The following is a 22840-nucleotide window of genomic DNA, read 5'->3' on the forward strand; positions in this document are numbered from 1 at the left end:
CAAATTTTTTTTAAAATTCTTTTTTATACGTTATTATTTGATTAAGATACAGACATGTATGGTCGTTTCCGGGAACTGCATAATAAAAGAAAAAGACTGGCTTTTTTCTATCAAAGCTAGTCTTTTTTCAGTATGATGACGGTCATTCTGACGGCTATCATTCATTATTTAATTTATTCGTTCAATAAATTGCTTTTGATCCATCAAGGTCATTGCTTCTTTTCGTTTTTCCCACATTGAATCGGTATAGGTATCCAGTGTCAGCTTTGTTGAGGTGTGCCCCAACAATTTACTCAAAGATGACACATCTACTCCGCTTTCAACACAACGTGTCGCAAAAGTATGTCTCAACACATGGAAGCTGAACACTTCCATCTCTGCTGTTTCAAGTAATTTCTTTAAACGATAATTTATGACTCTTGGTTCTGCAAAGCTGCCATTTGCAGATATAACATATTCTGAGCTTGCCAGTCTTTTTTTGCTTAACAAATATTCCTTTAAATATTTTGGCAGGGGAATATCACGTTGAGAGCTGCTGGTTTTAGGACTACTGATAATTATTTTCGTTTTCTTTGTATTTTCAAGATCAGGAATTCTCTGCAATGTTCGCTGAACAGTAATGACTTCCCTGTAAAAATCAATATCCTCCCATCTCAAAGCCGATATTTCTCCAATTCTCATCCCTGTTGCCAATCCAATAATCACAGCGGAGCATTCCCTCTCTTGAAAAGAAAGAGCCTCCAATCTCCTTTGAGTGTCAATAGACAGAGCACGTACTTTTTTTGCTTTCCTTGCGGAGATGGAGATGTTTGAGCATGGATTGCCGGATATATATTCATAATCCAAAGCATAGTTGAACATACTTTTCAGTATTGTCAGAATATTTTTTATGGTGTTTTCAGAGTATCTAAGCGCTGATAACTGCTGAATAAATGCAATGATGTCTTTTCGTTCAATAGAAGAAAGCTTCTTTTTACCTAGATATGGACGGATATGATTTCTGGATTTGGATTCATAGTTAGTCCAAGTTGAAGGTTTCACGCGAACTCTAACTGCCGTACTTAACCAGTAATCCAGCCAATCAGAGATTGTTCCATCGTATACTGTGCTGGGCTCGTCCAAAACAGTTGTTCTTTTTTGAGACAGTTTTTCTCTTACCTCACTGTACTTCTTCCCATAAATATACCCATATATAATTCTTCCATTCTGATTTCTTGCTTTTCTATATCTTCCTTCCCACCTGCCATCCTTCCTTTTATAAATGTTTTCTCCTCTTTTGACCATTAATTCCACTCCCTGTTTGACGGTTTGTTTGACGGTTCATACAATATTTTTGATAACAGACAGTATGGAAAAGTCTTGTAATACATTAGATTTTGTTTGTTTTCTCATTTTTTTCGTTTTATAAACAAAAAACTGATAAATATTTTATCGTTTTTGAGATAGACTTTAAAAAATACGTATACTATAATCTATATATATTCGATATAATATATCTTTTCCGTTTCTTGGAATATGCAGTTCCAAGAAAAAGAAAAGTTTTTTTTATTTCGAACGTTTCCTCAAACATACTCTTCTCAACCTTCGAAAAATTTGATATCTATCAAAAAATGGACAACATGTATTATACTTTTTATTAACCAAACTCCCTATATTAAACATTTTACTATTTTATTTTCATCAAACCGTTCTTTTTTTACACCTTTATCTTATCAAAAACACCTTTTAAAAGTAGTGATAATAAAATTTTTCTATGATATAAAAAAATAGAAACCAGTCTTTGCGATTAAAAAATTAGTTCCTTTCTCTTTACCTAAAAAGTACTACGCTAGTCTTCATTTTCAAAATTTATTTATTTCTATCAATCCATTCCAATATCTATTGAAAATGTCTTTCCAAATTAATCCGATTCAAATAAACTGATCCGTTCGAAAGCGCTTTTAATTTGCTATATATTTACTATATAATAGTACAAAATTGAATTGTGTTCTGACCAAGTCATAATAAAAGATTATTTATAAATGATGTTCAAAGATAGAAAATGTTAATTTGTATGCTTCAATGACAAAAAGGAGCAGCTTTAAACCTGTATTAAAAGCATACTTCTACGCTTCTTCGAATGCTCGTCGCATGTCTTATAAGCACATACAAGACATGCCAACGCTTTTCCAAGTAGATGCGTTTGTATCGAGAATCGTATAAAGTCCTTCAATTCTTAGTGGCTTTGCCATTTGGAAATTGTTGAGATCGAAACGAAGTCCTTCAATTCTTAATGGCTCTGCCGTTTAGAGATTGATGAGATCGAAACGAAGTGTAGTGTAGTGTAGTGAGACTCATAGATACAAGGATTTCCCATTATTGCAGGAACATCTAGTGAGATGGTTATGTAAAGCTTGGGTAGAGGATAAATGGGGTTAAATATATAGCCTTATTAGAAGTTTGCAATGCACAGCTTCAATAAGTATTCCTTGAAAGAAACAAGCTCAGTTAAGTGTTGTACTGCTTTACAGCTAGTTTGACTCCAGTTAGGGATGTACCTGATGTACGTTTCTTTGACAAGAAGCATATCTTAGTTTTAATCCAGTCAACGCACTAACACAAATGAGCTGCATCCTTTTAAAGATAACCTGAGTTTCTTCTAAAAGCTATTTTCAGAAGAAATTTATCTTTTTATATTTTCCTTTTTATAAAATTAATCAGCACTTCCTAATTCCTCTCATTTAAAGACCTTACACGTAAGAGCCTTTAATCATTTCTAAATAAAAAGATCCAGCTTATTAAAAAGAAGACATACACTTTTCAGTGCAGATTTAGCCAACTAAATGTACCTACTCTGCCATGCTTTTGCGTACGCCTTCTCTATTTTTAATGTTTCCGCCCACTTAACTGGACTCACTTAAAAACCATTTAAATCAGAGATTCAAGGATGTGTGCAATCCCCTCCTCATTATTTGACAATGTCACTTGCTGCGATGCTTTTTTCAGTTCATCTACAGCATTCTCCATTGCAATACCAGTCCCGACATAATTAATCATGGAAAGATCGTTATGTCCATCTCCGAAAGCCATCATCTTGTCATGAGGGATGCCCAGTGGCTTCAATATTGTATCTAAAGCTTTAGCTTTATCAATCCCCTTTGCTGTAAATTCAAAATAGAAGTCTGCTGTAAACATGCAGTTCAAAATATTCTCAAATGGTGCCATCATTTTTTTGTAGTTTGCAGTCATATAAGCCGGATCACCGGCTGTCAGTATTTTATTGATAGGATAGTCCAAAAATGCTGCCAGATCAGATATCTCACAAAGTTTATAATTACCTCCGCGTGCTTCATATTGAATAATATTAATTTCTTCTCCGCGATAGACGAGTTTTTCATTATACACATCATTCACATACATGTAATCTTCTTTATCAATCATTACCTTAACATCAAACTGCTTCATATGTTCAAGAACCGCTTTTCCCTCTTCAACAGACATTGCCTGATTAAACAGCTCTTTCATTGAATGACAGTCAATCACTTTTGACCCATTATATGAAACCAGCAAGCCGTGATATTTTGGCATATCCAGCGCCTCCGCATATGTCAACATTCCAGTCGTGGGTCTGCCTGAAGCCAGAATCAGCTTCACACCCTTTTTCTGAGCGGAGATCAGTACCTCTTTTGTTCTCTTTGTAATTTCTTTCTGGTCGTTCAATAATGTTCCATCTATGTCCAAGATAATTGCTTCGATATTCATAAATCCAGCCTCCTTTTAGGAAGATTATAGCTCTCAAAAACATTGAAAAGACAGAATCTGAGAAAATTGAAAGTTTTTTTCAGATTAAATAAAATCAGCTCTGTTTTTGAAAAATTATTCCAGTTTTCTGTTCATTTTTTGATAGTTTTTCAGTTTATAACGGACATTTCTATCATAGTTATGATTAAAGTAAATCGAATACAGCAGATCAAAAATACTCAGCAATGAGAACCTTGTCGAAAATGAAGAAACTTTATTGTAGTGATTTTCTGCTGAAGCCAAATACAGTTTATGTGCCGCATATTCAGCCAGCGGGTTATCCTGCGTTGATGTGATTAAAATGATTTCAACATCATTTTTATTTAGTATTTTCACTACCTCCTTCACGGTCTGACCTCTTCCGCCAAAAGAAACAACAATTGCAGCATGGTCTTTATTACTATTGGCTGCTGAAAGCCGCTGAATGTAATCCTCTTCCGGCACATTAATCAGCACCCCGATTTCCTGCATCTGAAACTTAAAATTCTTTGCAAAAAACACATTTGCAGAAGCTGCGTACACATCAATCACCTTTGCCTTCAGTAAAGCCTGACCAACAGCCGCCAGCTGTTCCGGATCAGCAAAGCTTACCGTTTCATCAATCGTATAGGCGTAGATATTACTAAGATTCTGCATAATTTGAAAAGGCGTATCAGATTCCAAAATCGGAAAATCATAATCAATTTCTTCTTTTTGAGCGGATGTTCTAAGAATTGAGGCAACTTCAATTTTCAGTTCGCCAATTCCGTTTAGTTCCAACTTGTTAATCAGCCTGTAAATTGTTGCAACAGAAACAAAGGCTTGCGCAGCCAGTTCCGCAGGTCGACAATTGATAACTTCTTTGGGATTTGTCAGAATAAAATCAACCAGTACTTTTTCATTCGTTGTTAAACTTCCAAGTCCAGCCATTTTTGCCAGTATATTCATTGAACTGCACCTCCAGAATACTAGGGTGTGTCTGAAAACTCAAGCGGCGAATAGTTTGATGATTTTTATTGAACTCCTCGCCATAATACTCGCTTATGAACCACATAAGGTGTGTTTTCTTCCTTGATTTCAACAAAAATCACTGAAAAATTCGAATACCACTAACTTTTCAGACACGCCCTAATTTTTATTAAGGTTTATTTGTTGCTTGAATAATAAAGAGAACATCTTTTTAGGAATTAGGCAAACCTGCCAGTCCCAACTTAAGCAGTCATATTCTTTAATTTTATAGCACAGATACATAAGGCTGTTCTGTTATCCGGCAGACTCACCTGTTGATACCTCACTCCTAAGAGTTCTACTGATCCATTATATCAAATACAGCAGATTTTGGTTTGGCTCTGACAAACCTGCAAAAAGGAAAAATAAAAAAGATTGGGCAACTCTGAATAGAACCCCTGACATGAATTGAAAAGCCCGATCCATATTCATTTACTTTCGATTCAAAAAATGATCAGATTGGTTACTCGCAATAGTCTGTCATCCTTTTTTCGGCTCCAACTGCTTCTTCCAACTATATCTCAAAAAAACAACAAGCTTTTTCAGAAGAATTTTGAGATATTTTAAAACGGTATAAAATCGCTTAGCAACAACAGCTGTATTTTTACTATGCCAATAAATAGATAACTTATCGTTGTTCAAGTTCAATTGATACTTCCTCCATTGTGGCAGTATCCAAATATTTAACCTTCAATATCTTCGCCTCATCATATCTGGGATAATCAAATATAAACTGAGTATATTCTTTTCCGTTTTCTTCAACAAGTGAAGTCTGCATCAGCGGATAGCTTTCTTCTACACCATCCATCACTGTAACGATTCGCATGTCATCGAAATAGTTTGTCTCAGTAAATGGTATTTCACTGAGCAGTATAAATGAACTCGGGTAAGCCGTTCCCCGAATATCTGCTGCTTTTTTGCTGTCCGTTGGAAGAAAATCAACGGCCTCAAACGTATTGATTTTTCCCGTGTCAATCGATAATTTCCATGATCCTTCAATTTCTTCTGTTGTCATTTGATATTCTCCAGGTTCATCATCATTCGTTTGATAAACTGCTTTTATTCCTGTGATTTCCACTGTTGCATTTTCAAGCTTCGGTACATTCCCGGAATCCGAGTGCAGTTGATAGGTCAATTCCAACAGGTTCGTACTCTTATCAAAATGTGAATTCGGTGTAATTACAGAAAACAAATACAGCTGTTTATCTGTCTCTATCGTCAATCCACTGAAAAAATCTACTAAAATACTGCCATCACCATTTTTAAGTATAAAGTTCATATTATAGAACTCAATGTCTTCATCTGTAAACCTAGAACCTTCAGGAAGCTGAGCAGTAAAATGAAGCCCAATCTGATTTTGATCTGCATAAACTTCTGTCAATTCAATCTCAATATTTTCATTTATTGATTTCACACTTTGCTGGGTAACAAATCCGTTTTCTTGAAGTGTCTTTGAAGTAAATTGCCCAAAACGAAGAAAATTAGTCATTGCTCTGCCGATCGGTGTAATCACTAAGGATGCACCAATAACAACAATCACGGCGACCACCAGATAAGGGGGAGTACGTTTCTGTTTTGTTCGAAGTATTGGTGCTTCTTGATAGATTTTCTGATACGCCTTATCAAACGCCTGGCGGGATTCTTTGGAAACAGTTCGTTCTTTCTGCATACTTTCATTGAGTTCTCTTTCAAAATCTTTCATCACATGACTCCTCCTTCTGAATGAGTATATTCTTTTTCCAATAATGCACGTCCTCGAGCCAAACGAGATTTAATTGTTCCTAAAGGCTCCGCTAAAATCTCACTGATTTCTTTCACTGAAAAACCATTGTAGTAATATAAAATAAGAGGAATTCGATAAATTGAACTCAGGTTATTAAGCAATTCATCCAGTACCAGCTTATCTGTCTCTTTCGTATCAACTGAAATTTGATAGTCTTCAATATCTGCATAAGCTTCCGTATTTAACAGCTGTTTACACTGATTAATCAATATACGACAAAGCCACGTATTGAAATAACGCGGCTGTTTAAGCTGATTAATTTTTTGATACGCAGTAAGTATCGTTTCCTGCAGCACATCTGCAACATCCTGCTCATTTCGTAAAAAACGGTATGCGGTATTGTACAAAATCCTTTCATAGCCTTGAATTAATTGAACAAATGCTTCTTTACTGCCTTTTTGAGCTTTTTTCACTAAAAATATATCACTTGCCAAGCCAGCTCCTCCTTTGAGTTTCTCCATTAACTTTTAACCTATATTGATTAGAGTAAGAAATACAGGAAATGGTTGCACAGAAATGAAAAAGTTTCCATCACACTTCAACCTACATTTTACTAATTAGCTGTTACTTCATTTCTTCCTACTCATTATAACAAGCCGTACAAAAGATTCTTGTAAAGCTAAAAAAAGACTCCCAGATAAGCCTGAGAATCTTCTATTTCTGCCTCTTGTAACTATATGAGCCTTAGACATTTTTTATTCATTTCCGGAGAACTTATATGATCACTAACTATTTTCTGTCAAGTATTGTATGTCATCTATGAATCGGCACCCCTAATCCAACCTCTGCAGCATCCATAATCGTTTCTGAAAGTGTCGGATGTCCATGGATGGTCAGTGCAATATCTTCCAAAGTCAAATAGGATTCAATCGCCAGCGTTACTTCTGCAATCAAATCACTGGCATTTACGCCAACTATTTGAGCTCCCAAAAGCAGCTGAGTTTCAGCTTCATACACTAATCGAATAAAGCCTTCTGTGGCATTCAGAGAAAGGGCCCGGCCATTTGCCTGCATGGGAAAAACTGCTGTTTCAGCCTTTATCCCAGCTGCTGCTGCCTCCTCAACCGTCTGGCCGACAGTTGCCGCTTCAGGATCTGTGAAACAAACTGCCGGGATGACACGATAATCTTTTACCACATTTTTACCTGCAATCACTTCAGCAGCAACTTTACCTTCATAGCTGGCTTTATGTGCCAGAGCCAAGCCCTCGACAATATCGCCTATTGCATAAATGTGAGCCACTTCTGTTTGATACCGCTCATTAACAGGAAGCAGTCCGCGCCTGTCTGTCTGAAGACCTAGCTTTTCCAGTCCCAGTCCCTCCGTATTTGGTTTTCTTCCGACAGTGACCATAACATAATCACTGATAAGCCTTTCTATTTTCCCTGAATAGTCAATCTCCGTTTCAACTTGATCAGCCTGCAATTCAGCTTGTTTAGCTTTGGCATTTGTGATAATCCTGACGCCTTTTCGCTGAAAGCTCTTTTCAATGAGTTGCTGAATATCTGCTTCAAATGATGGTAACAGATGAGGACTTCCCTCCACAATCGTTACGTTTGCACCCAGGTTTGCATAGGCACCTGCCAATTCACAACCTATATATCCACCTCCGACTACAACTAAAGATTCAGGAACTTCTTTTAAGTTTAAGCCGCCAGTCGAATCAATCACTCTCTCAGAAAAAGAAAATCCTGCTATCTCAATCGGACAGCTTCCTGTTGCAATAATTGCCTGCTGAAAGCGAATGGTTTCCTGCCCTGCCGCCGTTGTAACTGAAAGTTCATGGCTTCCTGTAAAAATACCATATCCCTCTATGATGGAAATTTTATTTTTCATCAACAATGCACGAATGCCATTTGTCAATATTTTAACAACTTGCTCATTTTTCCATTTTTGGGTCTTTGCAAAATCAAGTGTTGCTTTATTGACTTTGACTCCTAAAAAGTCAGATTTTTGAGCTTCCTGATAGCGATGTCCTGCTGTAATCAGCGCTTTAGAGGGTATACACCCCACATTTAAGCAGACACCGCCAATATGCTCTGCTTCAACAATTGTTACTTTTTGACCCAGCTGAGCTGCTCGAATTGCCGCAACATAACCGCCTGGTCCGGCACCAAGTACTACTGTTTCTGTTTCTTTTATCATGGATGAGCCCCCTTATAGTAACAGTCCCATTGGATTTTCCAGCAGCTCAACAATTCTGGAAAGAAAGGCTGCTGCAGGCGCACCGTCTGCCGCCCGATGATCAAAGGATAAACTTAGATGGAGCGCAGGTACTTTTATCGGATGTTCGATTCCATCTACACTCCTCATTTCCCAAGCTTCATTCATCCCGCCCACACCTAAAATAGCTGCTTCTGGAACATGAATAATTGGATTGAAGGTCTGAACTTTGGACGCTCCCAGAGAACTAATGGTAAAGGTCCCGCCTTCCATGTCTTCTCCGGTTAAGTTTCCATCACGTGCCTTTTGAGTCAGTTCTTTTGTTTGTTTCGTCAATTGTCCCAAACCTAATTGATGAGCATTTGAAATAACTGGAACGACAAGCCCTTCCGTAACAGCTACAGCTATACCTAACTGCACTGTTTCAAATAGATGAATGCCATCTTCTTTTACATGTGCATTGAATACTGGAAATTCTCTAAGCGCAACCATGGCTGCCTTCATAATAATTTCTGTATAAGAAAGGCGATAGCCCGTCTGATTTTCTATCATTGGCAGCAGCTGCTCTCTCAGCTTAACTGCTGCAGACATATCAACAGCTGCATTCATCGTTACATGTGGTACTGTTTGTTTACTGATCAGCATCCGATCTGCAATAGTTTTGCGCATTCCCTGCCACGGCAAAACAGCTGCTGCCTTCGAAGATTTGCCTGTTCCTGCATACTCTTTTGATGGTTCCGCTTGTACCTGATAGTTCTGTACGTCCAGCGCCTGAATCCGTCCTTTCGGTCCTGAGCCTGTCACATTTTTAAGATCAACCCCTTTTTCTCTGGCCGCTCTGCGGGCTGCCGGAGTGGCACGGATTTTGCTTTCAGTTGGCTGGCTCGTTTCTGATTTCATTGCTTCACTATCAGTTTTTGGTGTGTCTGCAGAAGGCGCTTCCTCTTCAGCCGATCTTTCGCCTCCGCTCACTCTCGGCATCTCCTCCGGTACGCTTTCTCCGGCTTCACCAATATAGGCAATGACCGCATTGACAGGTGCGCTTTCACCGTCGCCAATATACCGCTTCAGCAACGTACCTTCTTCATACGCTTCCACCTCAATGGCAATTTTATCAGTCATGACTTCAAAAATGGCTTCGCCAATCTCAACGGAATCTCCTTCTTCCTTCAGCCAGACGGTAATCGTTCCTTCAGCCATTGTTGAGCTCAGTTTAGGCATTAATACTTCATGTGCCATCAAACTCCCTCCTTCAATGCACGGCAGGCAGCAACAATATCTTCTACCTGTGGAACAGCCAGTTTTTCCAGCTCCGGATGATAAGGAATAGGCACTTCTTTACCTGCAAGTCGGATAATCGGCGCATCCAGAAAATCAAAGCTCTCACTTTCCGCAATCACACTAGCCAATTCAGCACTAAATCCGCTGCGCTTGACTGCTTCTGTCACTACAACTGCTTTACCGGTTTTTATCACTGAGTCAATAATCGTCTGTTTATCCAAAGGAACCAGCGTGCGCGGATCGATAACTTCTGCTTCAATATTTTCTTTTCCTAATTGTTCCGCTGCTTCTAATGCTTTATGCACCATAATTCCCGTCGCAACAATAGTTATATCTGAACCGCTTCTTTTAATATCCGCTACCCCAATAGGAATTGTATATTTTCCTTCCGGCACATCAGAAGATGTCCGATAGCACAGCTTATGTTCATAAAACATCACCGGATTATCATCTTCAATTGCCGCATGAAGCAGTCCTTTGGCATCATACGCCGTTGCCGGTTGAATCACTTTCAATCCAGGCACGTGAGCCGTCCAGTTTTCCAAACTCTGAGAATGCTGTGCAGCTGCTCCTGTCCCAGAACCGCCGGGGGTCCGCATGACTAATGGAATCTTGGCCTTTCCGCCGTACATATAACGAATTTTAGCTGCCTGATTGACAATTTGGTCCAGTGCAATTGTTACAAAATCTGAAAATTGAATTTCGAAAACCGGACGCATTCCAGTCATCGCAGCACCAACTGATGCTCCTGCAATCACAGATTCCGAGATTGGTGTAGAACGAATGCGCTCTTCGCCAAACTCTTCGACCATCCCTCGACTGACACCAAAGGCACCGCCATATATGCCGATATCTTCTCCCAGCATAAATACATCTTCACTCTCCCGCATTGCTTCAGACAAGGCTTCTCTAACCGCCTCAGCATAGGTTATTTCTCTCATTGGCCTTCCCTCCTAATCCGCATAGACATTTTCATACAATGTATCCAGTGCCGGCATTGGACTTTTTTCAGCAAATACGACGGCTTCTTCAATAGCCTGCTTCGCATGCAGACGGATTGCTTCTGCTTCTTCCTCTGTAAAAATTCCCGATTCAATAAATCGCTCTTTTGCCAGCTGAATCGGGTCTTTATTTTTTCGCCAATCTGCCTCTTCATCTTTTGTTCGATATTTCTTGGCATCCGATTTAGAATGTCCTTTCCACCGATAGGTCAATGCTTCAATCAAGGTTGGCCCTTCTCCTCTGCGGGCCTTCTCAACTGCTTTGCAGGTTGTATTTATCACCTCAATCAGATCGTTGCCGTCAATCGTCACACCTTCCATTCCATAAGCCGTCGCCCGATCAGAAAGATGTTCTACTCGAGTCATCTTTTTCACTGAACCACTCATGCCATATTGATTATTTTCGATGAAAAAAATAACTGGTAAATCCCAGATTGCGGCCAGGTTCAGTGATTCATGAAAGCTTCCCTCATTCGTGGAGCCATCGCCTGCATAAGCCAGAGCAATCGTATCCTGTCCCTTCATTTTACAAGTCAGTGCTGCTCCTGCTGCAATTGGGAAGCCTCCGCCGACAATTCCGTTTGCACCAAGGTTTCCCGTATCCAAATCAGCAATATGCATGGAGCCGCCCTTTCCTTTGTTCGTTCCCGTTGTACGTCCAAAAAGCTCAGCCATCATAGCCTGAATATCTGTTCCCTTGGCAATCGTTTGTCCATGTCCCCGGTGCGTGGCTGTAATCCAATCTGTTTTTCTCAGCACAGCTCCGCTGCCAGCTGCAGTTGCTTCCTGTCCGACTGCCAGATGGGTCGTTCCGTGAATCACCCCTTTAGCAAAAAGCTGATCAACTTTTTCATCAAAAAAACGAATCGTCCACATCGTTTCAAAAATTTCTTTGAGCTGTTCATCTGATAACTGCGCTTCATTTGGTATTGACATATTCATTCTTTTTTTCCTCCTCACCTGATTCATCCGTTAAAGTGCATTTATTATCTGTTCACAGCAGGTTTCCATCCCAAACTTTGTAATAAAAGCTGTCCCGTCAATAACCGGGACATCCGTCTGAAAATTCGGCTGACCGATAACAACTATTGCGGAAACCTCCAGATCAAGCTCAGAGACTTCATAAATGCTTTTTCCTGTTACTGCTGCTTCTACATCCTGTTCATTTAAATAATTTTGAATGAACGTTACAGCAAAATTACGTTTATTGTCTGATGTGCCTGCAGCTACTAAAATAGTTTTCATATACACCCTTCCTCAATACGTTCTCCCGCCGTCTGCCAAAATAATTTGTCCATGAATATAGGAACTCTCCGGTCCAGCTAAAAAGAACGCAGCATTTGCGATATCCTCAGGCTGACCAATACGACTGATCGGAATCTTTTTAATCAATTCCTTCCTGCTCAATTCATCAGGATACAGAATATCTAAAATATCTGTCTGAACCACTCGTGGTGCCACTGCGTTCACATTAACTCCTTTAGGCCCCAGCTCTTTGGAAATCCCTCTCATCAGCCCATGCTGTCCGGCTTTCGAAGAGGCGTAATGTACGCCCCCTCCTGTGCCTGTAATCGCAGATCCGGAAGTAATAAACACAATTTTCCCCTGATTCGTTTGAAAATCTTTATAAAAAGCTTTAATTGTGTAAAAAGAGCCATCCAGATTAATTCTCAGCACCTGCTGCCACTCCTCAATTGAAATATCATCAACTGTATGCCGATAGCTGATTCCCGCATTAACAATAAGAATATCAACCCTGCCAAAGACAGAAACAACTTTATTTCGTACCTTCATCATATCTTCTGCGCTCGATACATCTGCCTGAACAAACAATGAATCGGCATAGTCTATCGAAAATTTCTGAGCAGTCTGTTTTCCTGCTTCAGCATCAAAATCAACAATGACGGTATTAGCTCCTTCCTCAGCAAATCTTTTTGCAATCGCTTTCCCGATTCCTTTTGCAGCACCTGTAACAACCGCCACTTTTCCCTGCATCGTTTTCACTGCTGACACTTCCTCACTTAAGAATCTCGACAATTTTTTGAACATCCTCTTCAATACCTACTCCTGTTAAAAAGGACAGGGCACGAATTACAGGGATATCCTCATTTGTGTATGCTGTTGTGGTAACAACCAAATCCGCGTTCCCAACTTTTGAAGGAAGCTCAGCGACCTTGCATTGTTCAACGATTGCCGGAATATTGTTCTTCTCCAGTTCTTCCTTCACTCTCATGCTGACCACTGTAGATGTTGCCACGCCTGTACCGCAGGCAATTAATACATGCTTCTTATTCATTTTCTTCTACCTCCAGATTTTCTATAGCTGCTTCATTCGGTTTATCCAGTCCGAATTGTTTCTTAATATCATTTCTGGTCCAGTACCACAGACCTCCATATAAAAGCAGACCGATAACACCTGCCATAAAGGCCGGAATATTTGAAGGATCAATCAGCTTCAGCATAATCCAAAGAGTCAAGTGGCTGCTCATATCAATACCGGAAATCATTGTTGCACCTTCCGGAAAAGAGAATCCGACCGCATGAGCCATTATCGTTGTCAACTCTCCCAGATTTGTAGCAATAAACAAAACCAGACAAATAGACACAATCGAATTCAGCAGACCTCGGAAGATGTTCCCTTTAGAGGCCGCAATTGACCAGATGATCGTAAACGGCAGTACAGCTAAATCGGCAAATGGCAATAAACGGTTGTACGGTAACACCGCTGCCAGAAAAATAGTAATTGGAACCATCAGTAAAGCAACAGTAATAATTGCCGGGTGCGCAGTAACAACCGCTGCATCTAAACCGATATAGACTTCTTTTCCCGGGAAGCGTTTTTGTATAAATGTTTTAGCTGCTTCTGCAATTGGAGAAAGACCTTCCATCAACAATGCAACCATTCTCGGCATCAAAATCATAACAGCAGACATTTGAATCCCCAGTTGAATAATAGCCTGTGAATCATAGCCTGCTAAAAAGCCCATCCCAATCCCAAGTATCAGACCGATCATCATGGGTTCACCAAAAATTCCCAGTCTGTTTTTTAAATTATCTGCATTAATATCAATTTTATTAATTCCCGGAACTTTATCCCAAACCTTATTCAATGCGTATGTCACCGGCGCAAAATTGACAGTTTCCCCATGAGGCAGAGAAATCCCCGGCAGTCCGAAAAAGTGCTCTACAGCTGGTGCTGTCCAATCCGCAAGCTTAAAGATAACAAATGCATTGATCAGTGCACAGACAATTGCAATCCAGATTGAATCTGTCGCATAATAAATCATGGCTCCCGGAAAGATCAGATGCCAGTAATTCCAGAGGTCAACATCCATCGTTTTTGTCTGATTAAATCGCAGCAGCACAATATTAAAAATGAAGATCACCGGAATCAGCAGTACTGCAATCGGTGTGGCAAATGTGATTGCCGCCCCAATCGGCCAGCCGACATCCAGAATATCCAAATTCAGCCCCAGCCGTTCAATCATTGCCTGTGAAGCAAGCCCCACAGAATCTGAAAGAAGTCCGATTACCAGATTCAATCCTGTAAACCCAATACCAACAGTTAACCCTGCTCTAAAAGATTTGCTTAATGACTGTCCCAAAATAAGTCCGAAAATAGTTAAAATGATCGGCAGCATCGCTGTAGCACCCAAATCCAGTACATAGTTTACAGCAGATTTGATAATTTCTAACATACTCAATTCATCTCCTTCTAATTGACTGTCTGTAATAGTTTTTCAATCTCCGCAACATTCTCACCTGACTTCAACAACTGTAAATTTTCTTCATCCTGGCAAAGTGCAATCAAACGCTGCAGCATAACAACCTGCTTTTTCGAATCTTTGATGGCAAGCATGAAAACCAGCTCCACTTCCACATATTCCTGTGTACTTGCCATAATTTCAAAAGAAATCGGCTGATTAAGTACTCCGACCAAAAAGCCTTCTTTTTTCACATGAACACAATCCGTATGAGGAATCGCCACACTGATTCCTTTCGTCGGCAGTCCTGTAGGAAAGTGCTTTTCCCGTTCAACAACTGCTTCAAAATAACTTTCTTTTACAAACTCATACTCAAACAGCACCTGACTCATCGCCTCCAACAGCTTCTCTTTTTCTGTTTCATTGAACATACAATACATAAATTTTTGCTTATCATCACATAGTATTTTTTTCATTTGAAAACCCCATCACTTTATCTTCCATATTTTTCAATTCAATCAGTACTTCTTCCGGCTGCTCACAAGCATCCATTCTTAAAATGAATGTTTCTGTTGCCAAAATTTCTGTAAAATAATATAAACAGGTTCCAATCGTTTTCCCTTCCGGAATACTGAGAGCGATTACATATTTTACCGGATCATTTTGCTTATGATTAAATCTGACTGGCTCCTTTAGCCGAAGAAAGCTGGCTCCGATTTGAATCGCTCCATTTGCTGCTTCACCATGAGGAATGGCAACGCCCGGAGAAATAACGATGTAGGAGTCATGTTCCTCAATCATCTGGATCATACTTTCAATGTATCTCTGCTCTATCAGCTGATCTTCCAGCAAAATCTTTCCAGCTAATTCAACAGCTTCCCGCCAGTCTCCGGCTGACTTGTCCAAAACCACTCGATCTATCGTAAGTACATCAGACAATCGACTGATTTCTTTTGTTTCTACTCTTCTTTTACGTTGATTTAGACGATACAGTTCTTCCAACTCGCTGACAAATTTTTGATGGTACTCTTCTTCAACATATTTTTCGATAATCGGCAAACAGCTTTGAAGCAGCTGTCTGTCTTTTAATGGGAGTGCATTATATTCTGCTTCCTGGGGTGTAAACCGATAGATAACTTTTTGAATAGCAACAATATCATCCTCTGTCAGCAGAGGGTTGACTAACAGCACAGGTGATTTGTCAAATTGAAGAGGGACTGTGGTGATAATTAAATCCTGATTTTCCGGCTGGATTTTTTGCAGTATATGAGAAGAATCCACTGAAACGATATCTATTTGCGGAAATGCCTTTTTAAGCTTAATCTCTATCAGCTGGGCTGTTCCTCTGCCGGAATTACAGATCACTCTCACACGAATTGTCTCTTTAAAAAAAGTATTATTGATATTATTTTCTAAAATTGCCATAACATACATCACAATAAATGAAATTTCATCCTGGGTAATCTCTGTTTCCAAAAATTCTTCAATCGGCTTGACGTGTTTTTTTACCAGTGGAAAAATATCCGCGTACGCCTGATAAACTTCCTCAAACAAACCATTTTTCACATTACTTTTCAACTTAATTCGATAAATAAGCAGCTTTAAATGGTTTTCCAGCAAATCAAATAAATCACTATTCAAATAGTATTTAATATTCAAGTCCTTCGACAAATTAAAAATAAATTCATTGATCAGTATCTGCGTTTCAATTGAATCAATTTTTCTGCTGTTGTTTTTGATATAACTTTTACTTCTCAAAATGGAAATCAGATAGCTTCGTTCGTCTTCTGAAATAGCCAGGGAATACATTTCCTTCAGCTTCTCTGCAATTGCTTCAGCAAAGGATGATTTCGAACTCTCCTTTACATCTGACAACTCTTCGGCATTTTGAATAGTAAATCCCAAAGAAAGCCGTTCAACTATGATCAGCAGATAGCAGACAACCTCCTGATAAGAGAAATCCGAAAGCTGAAGTCCCTGGTCCTTCTCACTTTCCAACAGCATTTGGGCAATTTCCTGATATCGGGTATCTTTATCAATGATATCCAGCAACAGATTTTGAAAGATATTGTTCTCAAAGCCAAGCGCATAATCATAATCATTGTCAAACAGACCATTGAAAATAATCAGCTTCATCATGGCATAGCGGATTTTAGCTTCATTCCCCTGCACCTTGTAACCTTTGCCGACATAGGAATGCAATACTAGTCCATTTCGTTTAAACCAGATTTTCAATTCTTCAATATCGCTCACCAGCGTATTTCTGCTGACCAAAACATATTCTGACAAATAATAAGTCGTTATATAGTCACAACTCGTTACCAGCAGCATAGCAAGAATCGTTCGCCGCTCATCCTGTGACAGATGATAGTTTTGAAACGAAGCATAGGTCTTTAGCAATTCCTGCAAATCCACTTCATCTGCCATTTGGAGATAGCCATCCTCATCGAAAATAATCTTTATCTGATTACTTTTTTCCAGATAATAATTAATTTCTTTAATATCATTTCGTATAGTTTGATCGGAAACTTTAAATAATTCTGCATAGTTGTGAAGTGTTTCTTTCTTCTCGTGTAAAGCATCTAATATAATCTTGTTAATCCTTCTATTCATCCCTCTCACCTCTACACGCTCATTATATTTCATTCACATTTTTTCACAAGCACAATCCCTTTGAAATCGCTATCAAAAGAATTGTGACAGTGATAGTCTTGAAGAAAAAATTTTTCCATGATAAGCTTTTATCATCTAATAAAACACCCTTCTCTATCTATTAAAATAACACCCACCTCGAATATCCAGAAGGGAGTCCATAAAAAATGAAAGCCTTAAGAAAAACTGCTGAAGGATATGGAAACATGGAGTATATCACTGTTAATGAGCCTTATCCAAAAAAAAATGAACTAAAAATCCGTGTACTGCTTACAGGCATCTGCGGTTCAGATATTCATGCATTCAAAGGAGAATATAACAAAAAGATACCACTGACATTAGGTCATGAATTCGTTGGTGAAGTGACAGAAGTCGGAAGTGATGTCAGGAAATTCAAACCCGAAGATATCGTAGTCAGTGAGACTACATATGAAGTTTGTGAAAAATGCCACTACTGTTATGAACAGGACTATAACTTGTGCAGCCGGCGCAAAGGTTTGGGTACTCAGGTAGATGGAAGCTTCGCTGAATACATTATTGTTAAAGCCGACCGTTGTCATCAGGTGCCCAAAGCGATCAACCTCTACTCAGCTGCAATGCTGGAACCGCTCGCCTGCTGTATGCATGCGGTCAAAGAAAAAACAGTTGTTCATTCTGAAGAAAAAATTGCCGTCTTCGGTCCCGGCCCAATCGGAATCATTCTTTCACTGGTTTTGAAATCATTAGGTGCAGAGGTGATTTTGATCGGAATCAATCAAGACGAAAAAAGGCTGCAAATTGCTCACGAACTTGGTATTCCCCATATAATCAACAGTCAAAATCAGCCTCTTGAAGATTCTATCATGAGCCTGACTGAAGACTATGGAGCAGATCAGGTCTTCGAGTGTTCCGGAAATATTCATGCTCTTCATCAGGCAATGGAAATTGTTAAAAAGAAAGGCCGGATCATTCAAGAAGGACTTTTCGCCAAGAATATGAATCCCATTAGTATGGACCTTCTTATTCACAAAGAAATTGAATTGATCGGCTCTCGAACTCAGAAGCCCAGCTCCTGGCAGCTCGCTGTTCAATGGCTGGAACAAGAACAGAACGATCTGACTCCGCTCGTTTCAAAAATAACAGCACTGGAAAACTGGGAAGAAGCATTCCACTGGACTATGAGCGGAGAAGCGTTAAAAGTTTTGATGGTACCATAATCTAAAAAAAAATTTTTTGCGTTGATTTTGATTTCTCTCTGCCTCTACAATATGTGATGATTACCGTCAGCAGTCGTTTTCTCTTCTGTTTATCACTGACAGATTTCCAAAAGAAATCATGGGAGAGGAAAAAGAATAGCTGTCGGAAAGCAATAATAAATAAACTTCCCCTTGTAATAATAATGCCAAACAGCTCTCTATAAATCCTTGATTCACAGTTCCTCCTCTTGCATTTATGGACACATCAAAAAAGGTCGGTACAAACACTCATGTGGGCGACAGCCCTCATGAGTGTTTGTCACAACCTCTTTTAACCAAACTTTTTTTATTCTTTTAATCTCTGCAACTTCTGCAGAAATTCGTATGTCTTCTCAAAATTCCAACAGTATCTTGCTGAATTCCTAATCTGCGATCAATGTGCCAGCATTTCCTGTGCAATTTCTTTTCCGCTTAAATCAGCTGAATAGTAAGTCGGCCAGTTTTCCAATTCTGACGACAAAGCCTCCTGACTTTCATTTCCAAAATAAATATGGAAATGTTCTGCCTTAGTCGGTTCAATGGCGTGATCACTAAACTGAACATATCGGAATGCTCCATTGTCCTGGTCAAGTGCTTCGAAGCAGTAGCGCACGCCTCGATTTCCACCTTTGTAGCTCAATACTTCATAACCCGCATACTTATATTCAGAAGAAAAATGTTCACCTTTTGAATTGATGAATGTCATCTTGTTATTTGTAATCTCAATTTTTTCAATATCTGTCGCATAACCGGCTTCATAATATGCTTTGTATTCCTCTGCAGTCTTATCCTTATTAATTTTTGCTTTATAGTCAAAAACCTGATCAAAGGTTCCATCTGATACAAATGGATAAACAGACTGCCAGCTTCCAGACCAGTCTGACAATGGACGATCTTTTATTTGACTGTCTTCAAAATAACCATTGTAAACTGTTTTTTCTTTTTTAGCAGATACAGAATCCAGTGCTGAATTTTCACCTGTTATTGTTTTACTTAGTGCTTCCAGATTATCTGCCATAACAGAGATATAGTCTTCTCCATTTTCAATTTGTTCATTCGTCAAGCCTTCAAGGGGATTTAATACCAGCAGCTCAACACCCGCTTCTTCAGCCAGCGTACGTGCGATAGAGTCGGTTGCATTTGCCTCAAAATAAATGTACTGAATATCATTTTCTGTTACAAAATCTTTCAGCTCAGCCAGTCTGGTCGCTGAGGGCTCTTCACTTGGAGACAATCCGGAAATCGGAACCTGTGTCAGTCCGTATTCTACGGCCAAATAACCGAAAGCTGCATGTTGTGTAACAAAGCTCTTTTGGCTGGCAGCTCCCAGAGTATCCTTGTAAGAATGATCTAAGTCAGTCAGTCTTTTCAAATACGCTTCTGTATTTTCAGTAAAGACTGCTTCTCTCTCCGGATAAATTTCAATCAACTGGTCCCGAATTTCTTTCACCTCTTCTATTGCCAGACTAGGTGCCAGCCAGACATGAGGATCCAACTCATGTGAATGTCCGTCTTCTTCAGAGTGATCATGATCTTCTTCCTCTCCCCCTGAAAGCAGCAGCATATTTTCAGTTGCTTTAATAACATGAACATTCCCGTCATTAAAGGTTGTTTCCATTGACGGCACCCAGAATTCCATATTTTCATTGTTATAAACAAAGACGTCTGCATCCTGTAATTTTTTCAAATCTTTGGCAGAGGGCTCATAATCATGTGCTTCTGTTCCAGCAGGTACAAGCATATCAACAGTTCCTTCATTCCCAACAATATTTTTCGTAAACTCGTACATCGGATAAAAACTCGTCAGAATGTTTAATTCTTTCTGTTCCTCTACAGAAGAGCCTTTCCCATTTACTGAGCAGGCACTCATAAATCCAGCTAAAAATAAAATAGATAATCCCAAAATAAGCTTGCGTTTCATTTGTACACTCCTTCATATCTTACGTTTTATTTATACAAAGCGTAATGATTACGTTTTGCTCCGTTGGATAGTAGCAAACTAGAAAAAGGTTGTCAACTATTTATATGCTGATTTCTAAATAATTAGGTGATAAATTCTTTTTCAAAACTGATTCTGAATAAAAAAGAAGGTAAAAATAAAACGTTTCTCAAATAAAAACATACTATGTCACAATCCTGATCTTTACCTTAAATAATAATCATGTGATTATTTGTTTATCAAATATGAAAGGAAGTGTTGTATGAAAAAGAAGTTATTTTTTGTCACATTTTTTTACTGGCATTGTCCATAGTTACGTTAGGAACAAGCAATGCTCACGCTAATAATATAATACCTCACAAAATAGGATATACAGAAAGTGAACAAGTATTCCCTATGACTGTCTCTGAGTTAGCAGAAGAAACTAAAGCTGCACTACTTGCAGAAGGATACACTCTTGATACTATTCACCTTTATAAAGGTGAAACAATCACAACAATAAAAGCCTTTATTTCCCCTGCTTTCTGATGTTTTTTCGAACTAAATGTATGTTATTGATTTTCGATATCATCAAATCTTTTATTAATAATCACATAGCGTAAATCAAGAAAAATATAGCCAACTTCCTCTTCTCCATCAATAATTTCTATTAGCTGTGCAAATTTCTCTTCTGTTTGAAGCCCAATTAAGTCTGTATTAAAATCATCCCATGTCGTTTCTTTATAGGCTTGAATTACTTCTTTGTTTGGTTCCTTATGCTTAAATTCATAGTTTGCTTTTTTTTCTAAAAAGGAAAACATTTCTTCTAACGTATCTTTCCCTACAAAAAACAACCTGCATTGAATCACAGAAACAATATTTTCTTCTGTTGGTACATGATTTAGTAACACATCACTTCGCTGTTCCAAATAATACTCATTCTTTTTATCAGCCAAATATTCATACCAGGACACTTGTTCCTGAATTTTATTCATTTTCATTTGTTTCATGTCTTCGTAAAAAATTGTTTTTTTCATTTGCTCCTCCTATTATTCTGAATAAACTAACCATTAGTTTTGATTCAAAATATACTTTGATATTTTCAGTTCATTATTTTGGAACAGTTGGATAACTCGTTAAAACTTTGTAACCTTTTCGTAAATTTGAAGGCACCAATGTTACATTAGCATAGGATATTTCTCTGAGATAAAAACCTTTATACGCATAGCCATAACCAACAAATATTAATGTTTCAACATAAATATCTTTTCCATCAGCTCTTTTCCTAAATTCATTTGGATTTTCAATTTTTGCTTTATTGATAGCATAAAGTGCCATTATTACATTAGTATAGCTGGTACTTAATCCGATATCTCTATCAGTTAAATAATCTTGAGTTTTGATAGCTTTTTCTGATAAAAAAATGAGATTAAAAAATCCCCGTCATATCTTTTTATAAATTCCTCTATTTCGGAATACGACTTAAATTCGCTAAATCATTTTTTAAGTCGCATTCAAATCATTTATAAATAAACAACTTGATAAAAATTCTGTCTGAGCCTTAGAAACTTCTATCTTTTGTCCACTTTCACTAAAGCGACACAATCCGTTTGTATCTCTTTCGTAATCAAAATTATTTTTGATCATACTGCTTAATTTTAGCAGCCAAAATTTCGAGCTGTTTTAAAATTTCTTCCGGAAGATCCTGATAGTATGGATCTATTTCACTGGCAAGAGAACTTGCTGCAATCCTGAAAGTTTTTACATCTTTAAGCGTAAAATTCCATCCTTGTCTCAACACAATTAAATTTCCTGCTTTCATTTCATCTGGCTAGCGTCCTCTACGAATATTTTTATAATAGATAGTCGCTCCATTCTTCAGGCGAATACCAAAATTCTTTTTCTGATCATCCAGATAATCGTATTTGACCCCTTCTTGTATCTCTTCCATATGCATCTACGAATTGAAACATCACTTCAAGTATTTCTCCTTCAGTAAATGCCTGTTTCAGTTCAAATACATCTGATTGTTTCATCACAATTACTTCCCACAACTCATTAGATACTTCCGTTCAGATATGCGGTCAATACTGGTAAAAATTTCTCTGGATATTTTTTGTATTATTGATAAACATATATCCGTTCTTTGTCCCCGCATTTGCTAGCCCTAGGAAACGTCATTAAACCTAACTGATCTAAATTAATCATCATTAATCAAACCTCCTCACCTAAAATGAGTCTGGGACAATAGTCCGTCCTCAAAAAGAAAACACGCTCGATTTTGGCAATAATCATCAAAATCGAGCGTGTTCTTTCTTTTTTACGTGTCTTCCTCTCCATATATTTTCCCAATTTCC

The 22840-nt window shown here is 38.5% G+C and carries 22 protein-coding genes; 2 read left to right on the forward strand and 20 right to left on the reverse strand.

Features of this window, described 5'->3' with window-relative positions:
* Window positions 1-168 precede the first annotated feature (168 nt).
* The 15 genes from IW492_RS11785 to IW492_RS11855 all read right to left on the reverse strand — a co-directional run bounded on the left by IW492_RS11785 (window position 169) and on the right by IW492_RS11855 (window position 17312).
* A complete protein-coding gene (locus IW492_RS11785; RefSeq protein WP_202067830.1) occupies window positions 169-1284 on the reverse strand; it encodes a tyrosine-type recombinase/integrase in 1116 nt (371 codons plus the stop codon).
* 1623 nt (window positions 1285-2907) lie between these two features.
* Window positions 2908-3741, reverse strand: coding sequence for a Cof-type HAD-IIB family hydrolase (locus tag IW492_RS11790; RefSeq protein ID WP_202067831.1), 834 nt, complete (start codon window positions 3739-3741; stop codon window positions 2908-2910).
* A gap of 114 nt (window positions 3742-3855) precedes the next feature.
* The gene (locus IW492_RS11795) at window positions 3856-4707 is read right to left on the reverse strand and encodes a MurR/RpiR family transcriptional regulator (RefSeq protein ID WP_202067832.1); all 852 of its coding nucleotides are present in this window, start codon (window positions 4705-4707) and stop codon (window positions 3856-3858) included.
* A 688-nt stretch (window positions 4708-5395) separates the two neighbouring features.
* Window positions 5396-6469 (reverse strand): hypothetical protein, encoded by a 1074-nt coding sequence (locus IW492_RS11800; RefSeq protein WP_202067833.1) that lies wholly within the window; start codon window positions 6467-6469, stop codon window positions 5396-5398.
* The gene (locus IW492_RS11805) at window positions 6469-6984 is read right to left on the reverse strand and encodes an RNA polymerase sigma factor (protein ID WP_202067834.1); all 516 of its coding nucleotides are present in this window, start codon (window positions 6982-6984) and stop codon (window positions 6469-6471) included. The genes IW492_RS11800 and IW492_RS11805 overlap by 1 nt, the downstream gene beginning before the upstream one ends.
* 319 nt (window positions 6985-7303) lie before the next feature.
* On the reverse strand, window positions 7304-8695 hold the full coding sequence (gene lpdA / locus IW492_RS11810) for a dihydrolipoyl dehydrogenase (protein WP_202067835.1): 1392 nt from the start codon (window positions 8693-8695) through the stop codon (window positions 7304-7306).
* 12 nt (window positions 8696-8707) lie between these two features.
* Entirely contained in the window at window positions 8708-9952 is a 1245-nt protein-coding gene (locus tag IW492_RS11815; protein ID WP_202067836.1) for a dihydrolipoamide acetyltransferase family protein, read from the reverse strand.
* Entirely contained in the window at window positions 9952-10935 is a 984-nt protein-coding gene (locus tag IW492_RS11820; protein WP_202067837.1) for an alpha-ketoacid dehydrogenase subunit beta, read from the reverse strand. Before IW492_RS11820 ends, IW492_RS11815 begins: the two co-directional genes overlap by 1 nt.
* Before the next feature lie 12 nt (window positions 10936-10947).
* The gene (locus tag IW492_RS11825; RefSeq protein WP_202067838.1) at window positions 10948-11937 is read right to left on the reverse strand and encodes a thiamine pyrophosphate-dependent dehydrogenase E1 component subunit alpha; all 990 of its coding nucleotides are present in this window, start codon (window positions 11935-11937) and stop codon (window positions 10948-10950) included.
* 30 nt (window positions 11938-11967) lie between these two features.
* On the reverse strand, window positions 11968-12240 hold the full coding sequence (locus tag IW492_RS11830) for a hypothetical protein (protein ID WP_202067839.1): 273 nt from the start codon (window positions 12238-12240) through the stop codon (window positions 11968-11970).
* A gap of 12 nt (window positions 12241-12252) precedes the next feature.
* Entirely contained in the window at window positions 12253-12990 is a 738-nt protein-coding gene (locus IW492_RS11835; protein ID WP_202067854.1) for an SDR family NAD(P)-dependent oxidoreductase, read from the reverse strand.
* A gap of 22 nt (window positions 12991-13012) precedes the next feature.
* Window positions 13013-13291, reverse strand: coding sequence for a PTS sugar transporter subunit IIB (locus IW492_RS11840; protein WP_202067840.1), 279 nt, complete (start codon window positions 13289-13291; stop codon window positions 13013-13015).
* Entirely contained in the window at window positions 13284-14693 is a 1410-nt protein-coding gene (locus tag IW492_RS11845; protein ID WP_202067841.1) for a PTS galactitol transporter subunit IIC, read from the reverse strand. The genes IW492_RS11840 and IW492_RS11845 overlap by 8 nt, the downstream gene beginning before the upstream one ends.
* 17 nt (window positions 14694-14710) lie before the next feature.
* Window positions 14711-15175, reverse strand: coding sequence for a PTS sugar transporter subunit IIA (locus tag IW492_RS11850; RefSeq protein ID WP_202067842.1), 465 nt, complete (start codon window positions 15173-15175; stop codon window positions 14711-14713).
* Window positions 15156-17312, reverse strand: coding sequence for a BglG family transcription antiterminator (locus IW492_RS11855; RefSeq protein ID WP_202067843.1), 2157 nt, complete (start codon window positions 17310-17312; stop codon window positions 15156-15158). The genes IW492_RS11850 and IW492_RS11855 overlap by 20 nt, the downstream gene beginning before the upstream one ends.
* A 206-nt stretch (window positions 17313-17518) precedes the next feature.
* On the opposite strand from IW492_RS11855, the gene IW492_RS11860 reads away from it, so the two are divergent.
* Window positions 17519-18547 (forward strand): zinc-binding dehydrogenase, encoded by a 1029-nt coding sequence (locus IW492_RS11860; RefSeq protein ID WP_202067844.1) that lies wholly within the window; start codon window positions 17519-17521, stop codon window positions 18545-18547.
* Between the two features lie 412 nt (window positions 18548-18959).
* On the opposite strand, the gene IW492_RS11865 is transcribed toward IW492_RS11860, so the two are convergent.
* Window positions 18960-20486, reverse strand: a complete 1527-nt coding sequence (locus IW492_RS11865; RefSeq protein ID WP_202067845.1) for a zinc ABC transporter substrate-binding protein AdcA — start codon at window positions 20484-20486, stop codon at window positions 18960-18962.
* Window positions 20487-20762: 276 nt separating this feature from the next.
* On the opposite strand from IW492_RS11865, the gene IW492_RS11870 reads away from it, so the two are divergent.
* Window positions 20763-21032 (forward strand): hypothetical protein, encoded by a 270-nt coding sequence (locus IW492_RS11870; protein WP_202067846.1) that lies wholly within the window; start codon window positions 20763-20765, stop codon window positions 21030-21032.
* A gap of 23 nt (window positions 21033-21055) precedes the next feature.
* Here the strand turns inward: IW492_RS11870 and IW492_RS11875 are convergent, their stop codons facing one another.
* The 4 genes from IW492_RS11875 to IW492_RS18410 form a co-directional block, all read right to left on the reverse strand.
* Entirely contained in the window at window positions 21056-21520 is a 465-nt protein-coding gene (locus IW492_RS11875; RefSeq protein WP_202067847.1) for a hypothetical protein, read from the reverse strand.
* Between the two features lie 73 nt (window positions 21521-21593).
* Window positions 21594-21821, reverse strand: coding sequence for a hypothetical protein (locus IW492_RS11880; protein ID WP_202067848.1), 228 nt, complete (start codon window positions 21819-21821; stop codon window positions 21594-21596).
* Between the two features lie 295 nt (window positions 21822-22116).
* Window positions 22117-22305, reverse strand: a complete 189-nt coding sequence (locus IW492_RS11885) for a hypothetical protein (protein ID WP_202067849.1) — start codon at window positions 22303-22305, stop codon at window positions 22117-22119.
* An 85-nt stretch (window positions 22306-22390) separates the two neighbouring features.
* Window positions 22391-22519: a hypothetical protein gene (locus tag IW492_RS18410; protein ID WP_269160934.1), complete on the reverse strand. Its 129-nt coding sequence runs from the start codon at window positions 22517-22519 to the stop codon at window positions 22391-22393.
* Window positions 22520-22840 lie beyond the last annotated feature (321 nt).

Origin of the sequence: Enterococcus sp. BWB1-3 (assembly GCF_016745275.1) — a bacterium.
Lineage (GTDB): Bacteria > Bacillota > Bacilli > Lactobacillales > Enterococcaceae > Enterococcus_L.

Coding starts and splice junctions, on each gene's coding strand:
- IW492_RS11785 (WP_202067830.1), bottom strand. CDS start 1,284: ATGGTCAAAAGAGGAGAAAACATTTATAAAAGGAAGGATGGCAGGTGG.
- IW492_RS11790 (WP_202067831.1), bottom strand. CDS start 3,741: ATGAATATCGAAGCAATTATCTTGGACATAGATGGAACATTATTGAAC.
- IW492_RS11795 (WP_202067832.1), bottom strand. CDS start 4,707: ATGAATATACTGGCAAAAATGGCTGGACTTGGAAGTTTAACAACGAAT.
- IW492_RS11800 (WP_202067833.1), bottom strand. CDS start 6,469: ATGAAAGATTTTGAAAGAGAACTCAATGAAAGTATGCAGAAAGAACGA.
- lpdA (WP_202067835.1), bottom strand. CDS start 8,695: ATGATAAAAGAAACAGAAACAGTAGTACTTGGTGCCGGACCAGGCGGT.
- IW492_RS11815 (WP_202067836.1), bottom strand. CDS start 9,952: ATGGCACATGAAGTATTAATGCCTAAACTGAGCTCAACAATGGCTGAA.
- IW492_RS11820 (WP_202067837.1), bottom strand. CDS start 10,935: ATGAGAGAAATAACCTATGCTGAGGCGGTTAGAGAAGCCTTGTCTGAA.
- IW492_RS11825 (WP_202067838.1), bottom strand. CDS start 11,937: ATGAATATGTCAATACCAAATGAAGCGCAGTTATCAGATGAACAGCTC.
- IW492_RS11830 (WP_202067839.1), bottom strand. CDS start 12,240: ATGAAAACTATTTTAGTAGCTGCAGGCACATCAGACAATAAACGTAAT.
- IW492_RS11835 (WP_202067854.1), bottom strand. CDS start 12,990: ATGCAGGGAAAAGTGGCGGTTGTTACAGGTGCTGCAAAAGGAATCGGG.
- IW492_RS11840 (WP_202067840.1), bottom strand. CDS start 13,291: ATGAATAAGAAGCATGTATTAATTGCCTGCGGTACAGGCGTGGCAACA.
- IW492_RS11845 (WP_202067841.1), bottom strand. CDS start 14,693: ATGTTAGAAATTATCAAATCTGCTGTAAACTATGTACTGGATTTGGGT.
- IW492_RS11850 (WP_202067842.1), bottom strand. CDS start 15,175: ATGAAAAAAATACTATGTGATGATAAGCAAAAATTTATGTATTGTATG.
- IW492_RS11855 (WP_202067843.1), bottom strand. CDS start 17,312: ATGAATAGAAGGATTAACAAGATTATATTAGATGCTTTACACGAGAAG.
- IW492_RS11860 (WP_202067844.1), top strand. CDS start 17,519: ATGAAAGCCTTAAGAAAAACTGCTGAAGGATATGGAAACATGGAGTAT.
- IW492_RS11865 (WP_202067845.1), bottom strand. CDS start 20,486: ATGAAACGCAAGCTTATTTTGGGATTATCTATTTTATTTTTAGCTGGA.
- IW492_RS11875 (WP_202067847.1), bottom strand. CDS start 21,520: ATGAAAAAAACAATTTTTTACGAAGACATGAAACAAATGAAAATGAAT.
- IW492_RS11880 (WP_202067848.1), bottom strand. CDS start 21,821: ATGGCACTTTATGCTATCAATAAAGCAAAAATTGAAAATCCAAATGAA.
- IW492_RS11885 (WP_202067849.1), bottom strand. CDS start 22,305: ATGAAAGCAGGAAATTTAATTGTGTTGAGACAAGGATGGAATTTTACG.
- IW492_RS18410 (WP_269160934.1), bottom strand. CDS start 22,519: ATGAAACAATCAGATGTATTTGAACTGAAACAGGCATTTACTGAAGGA.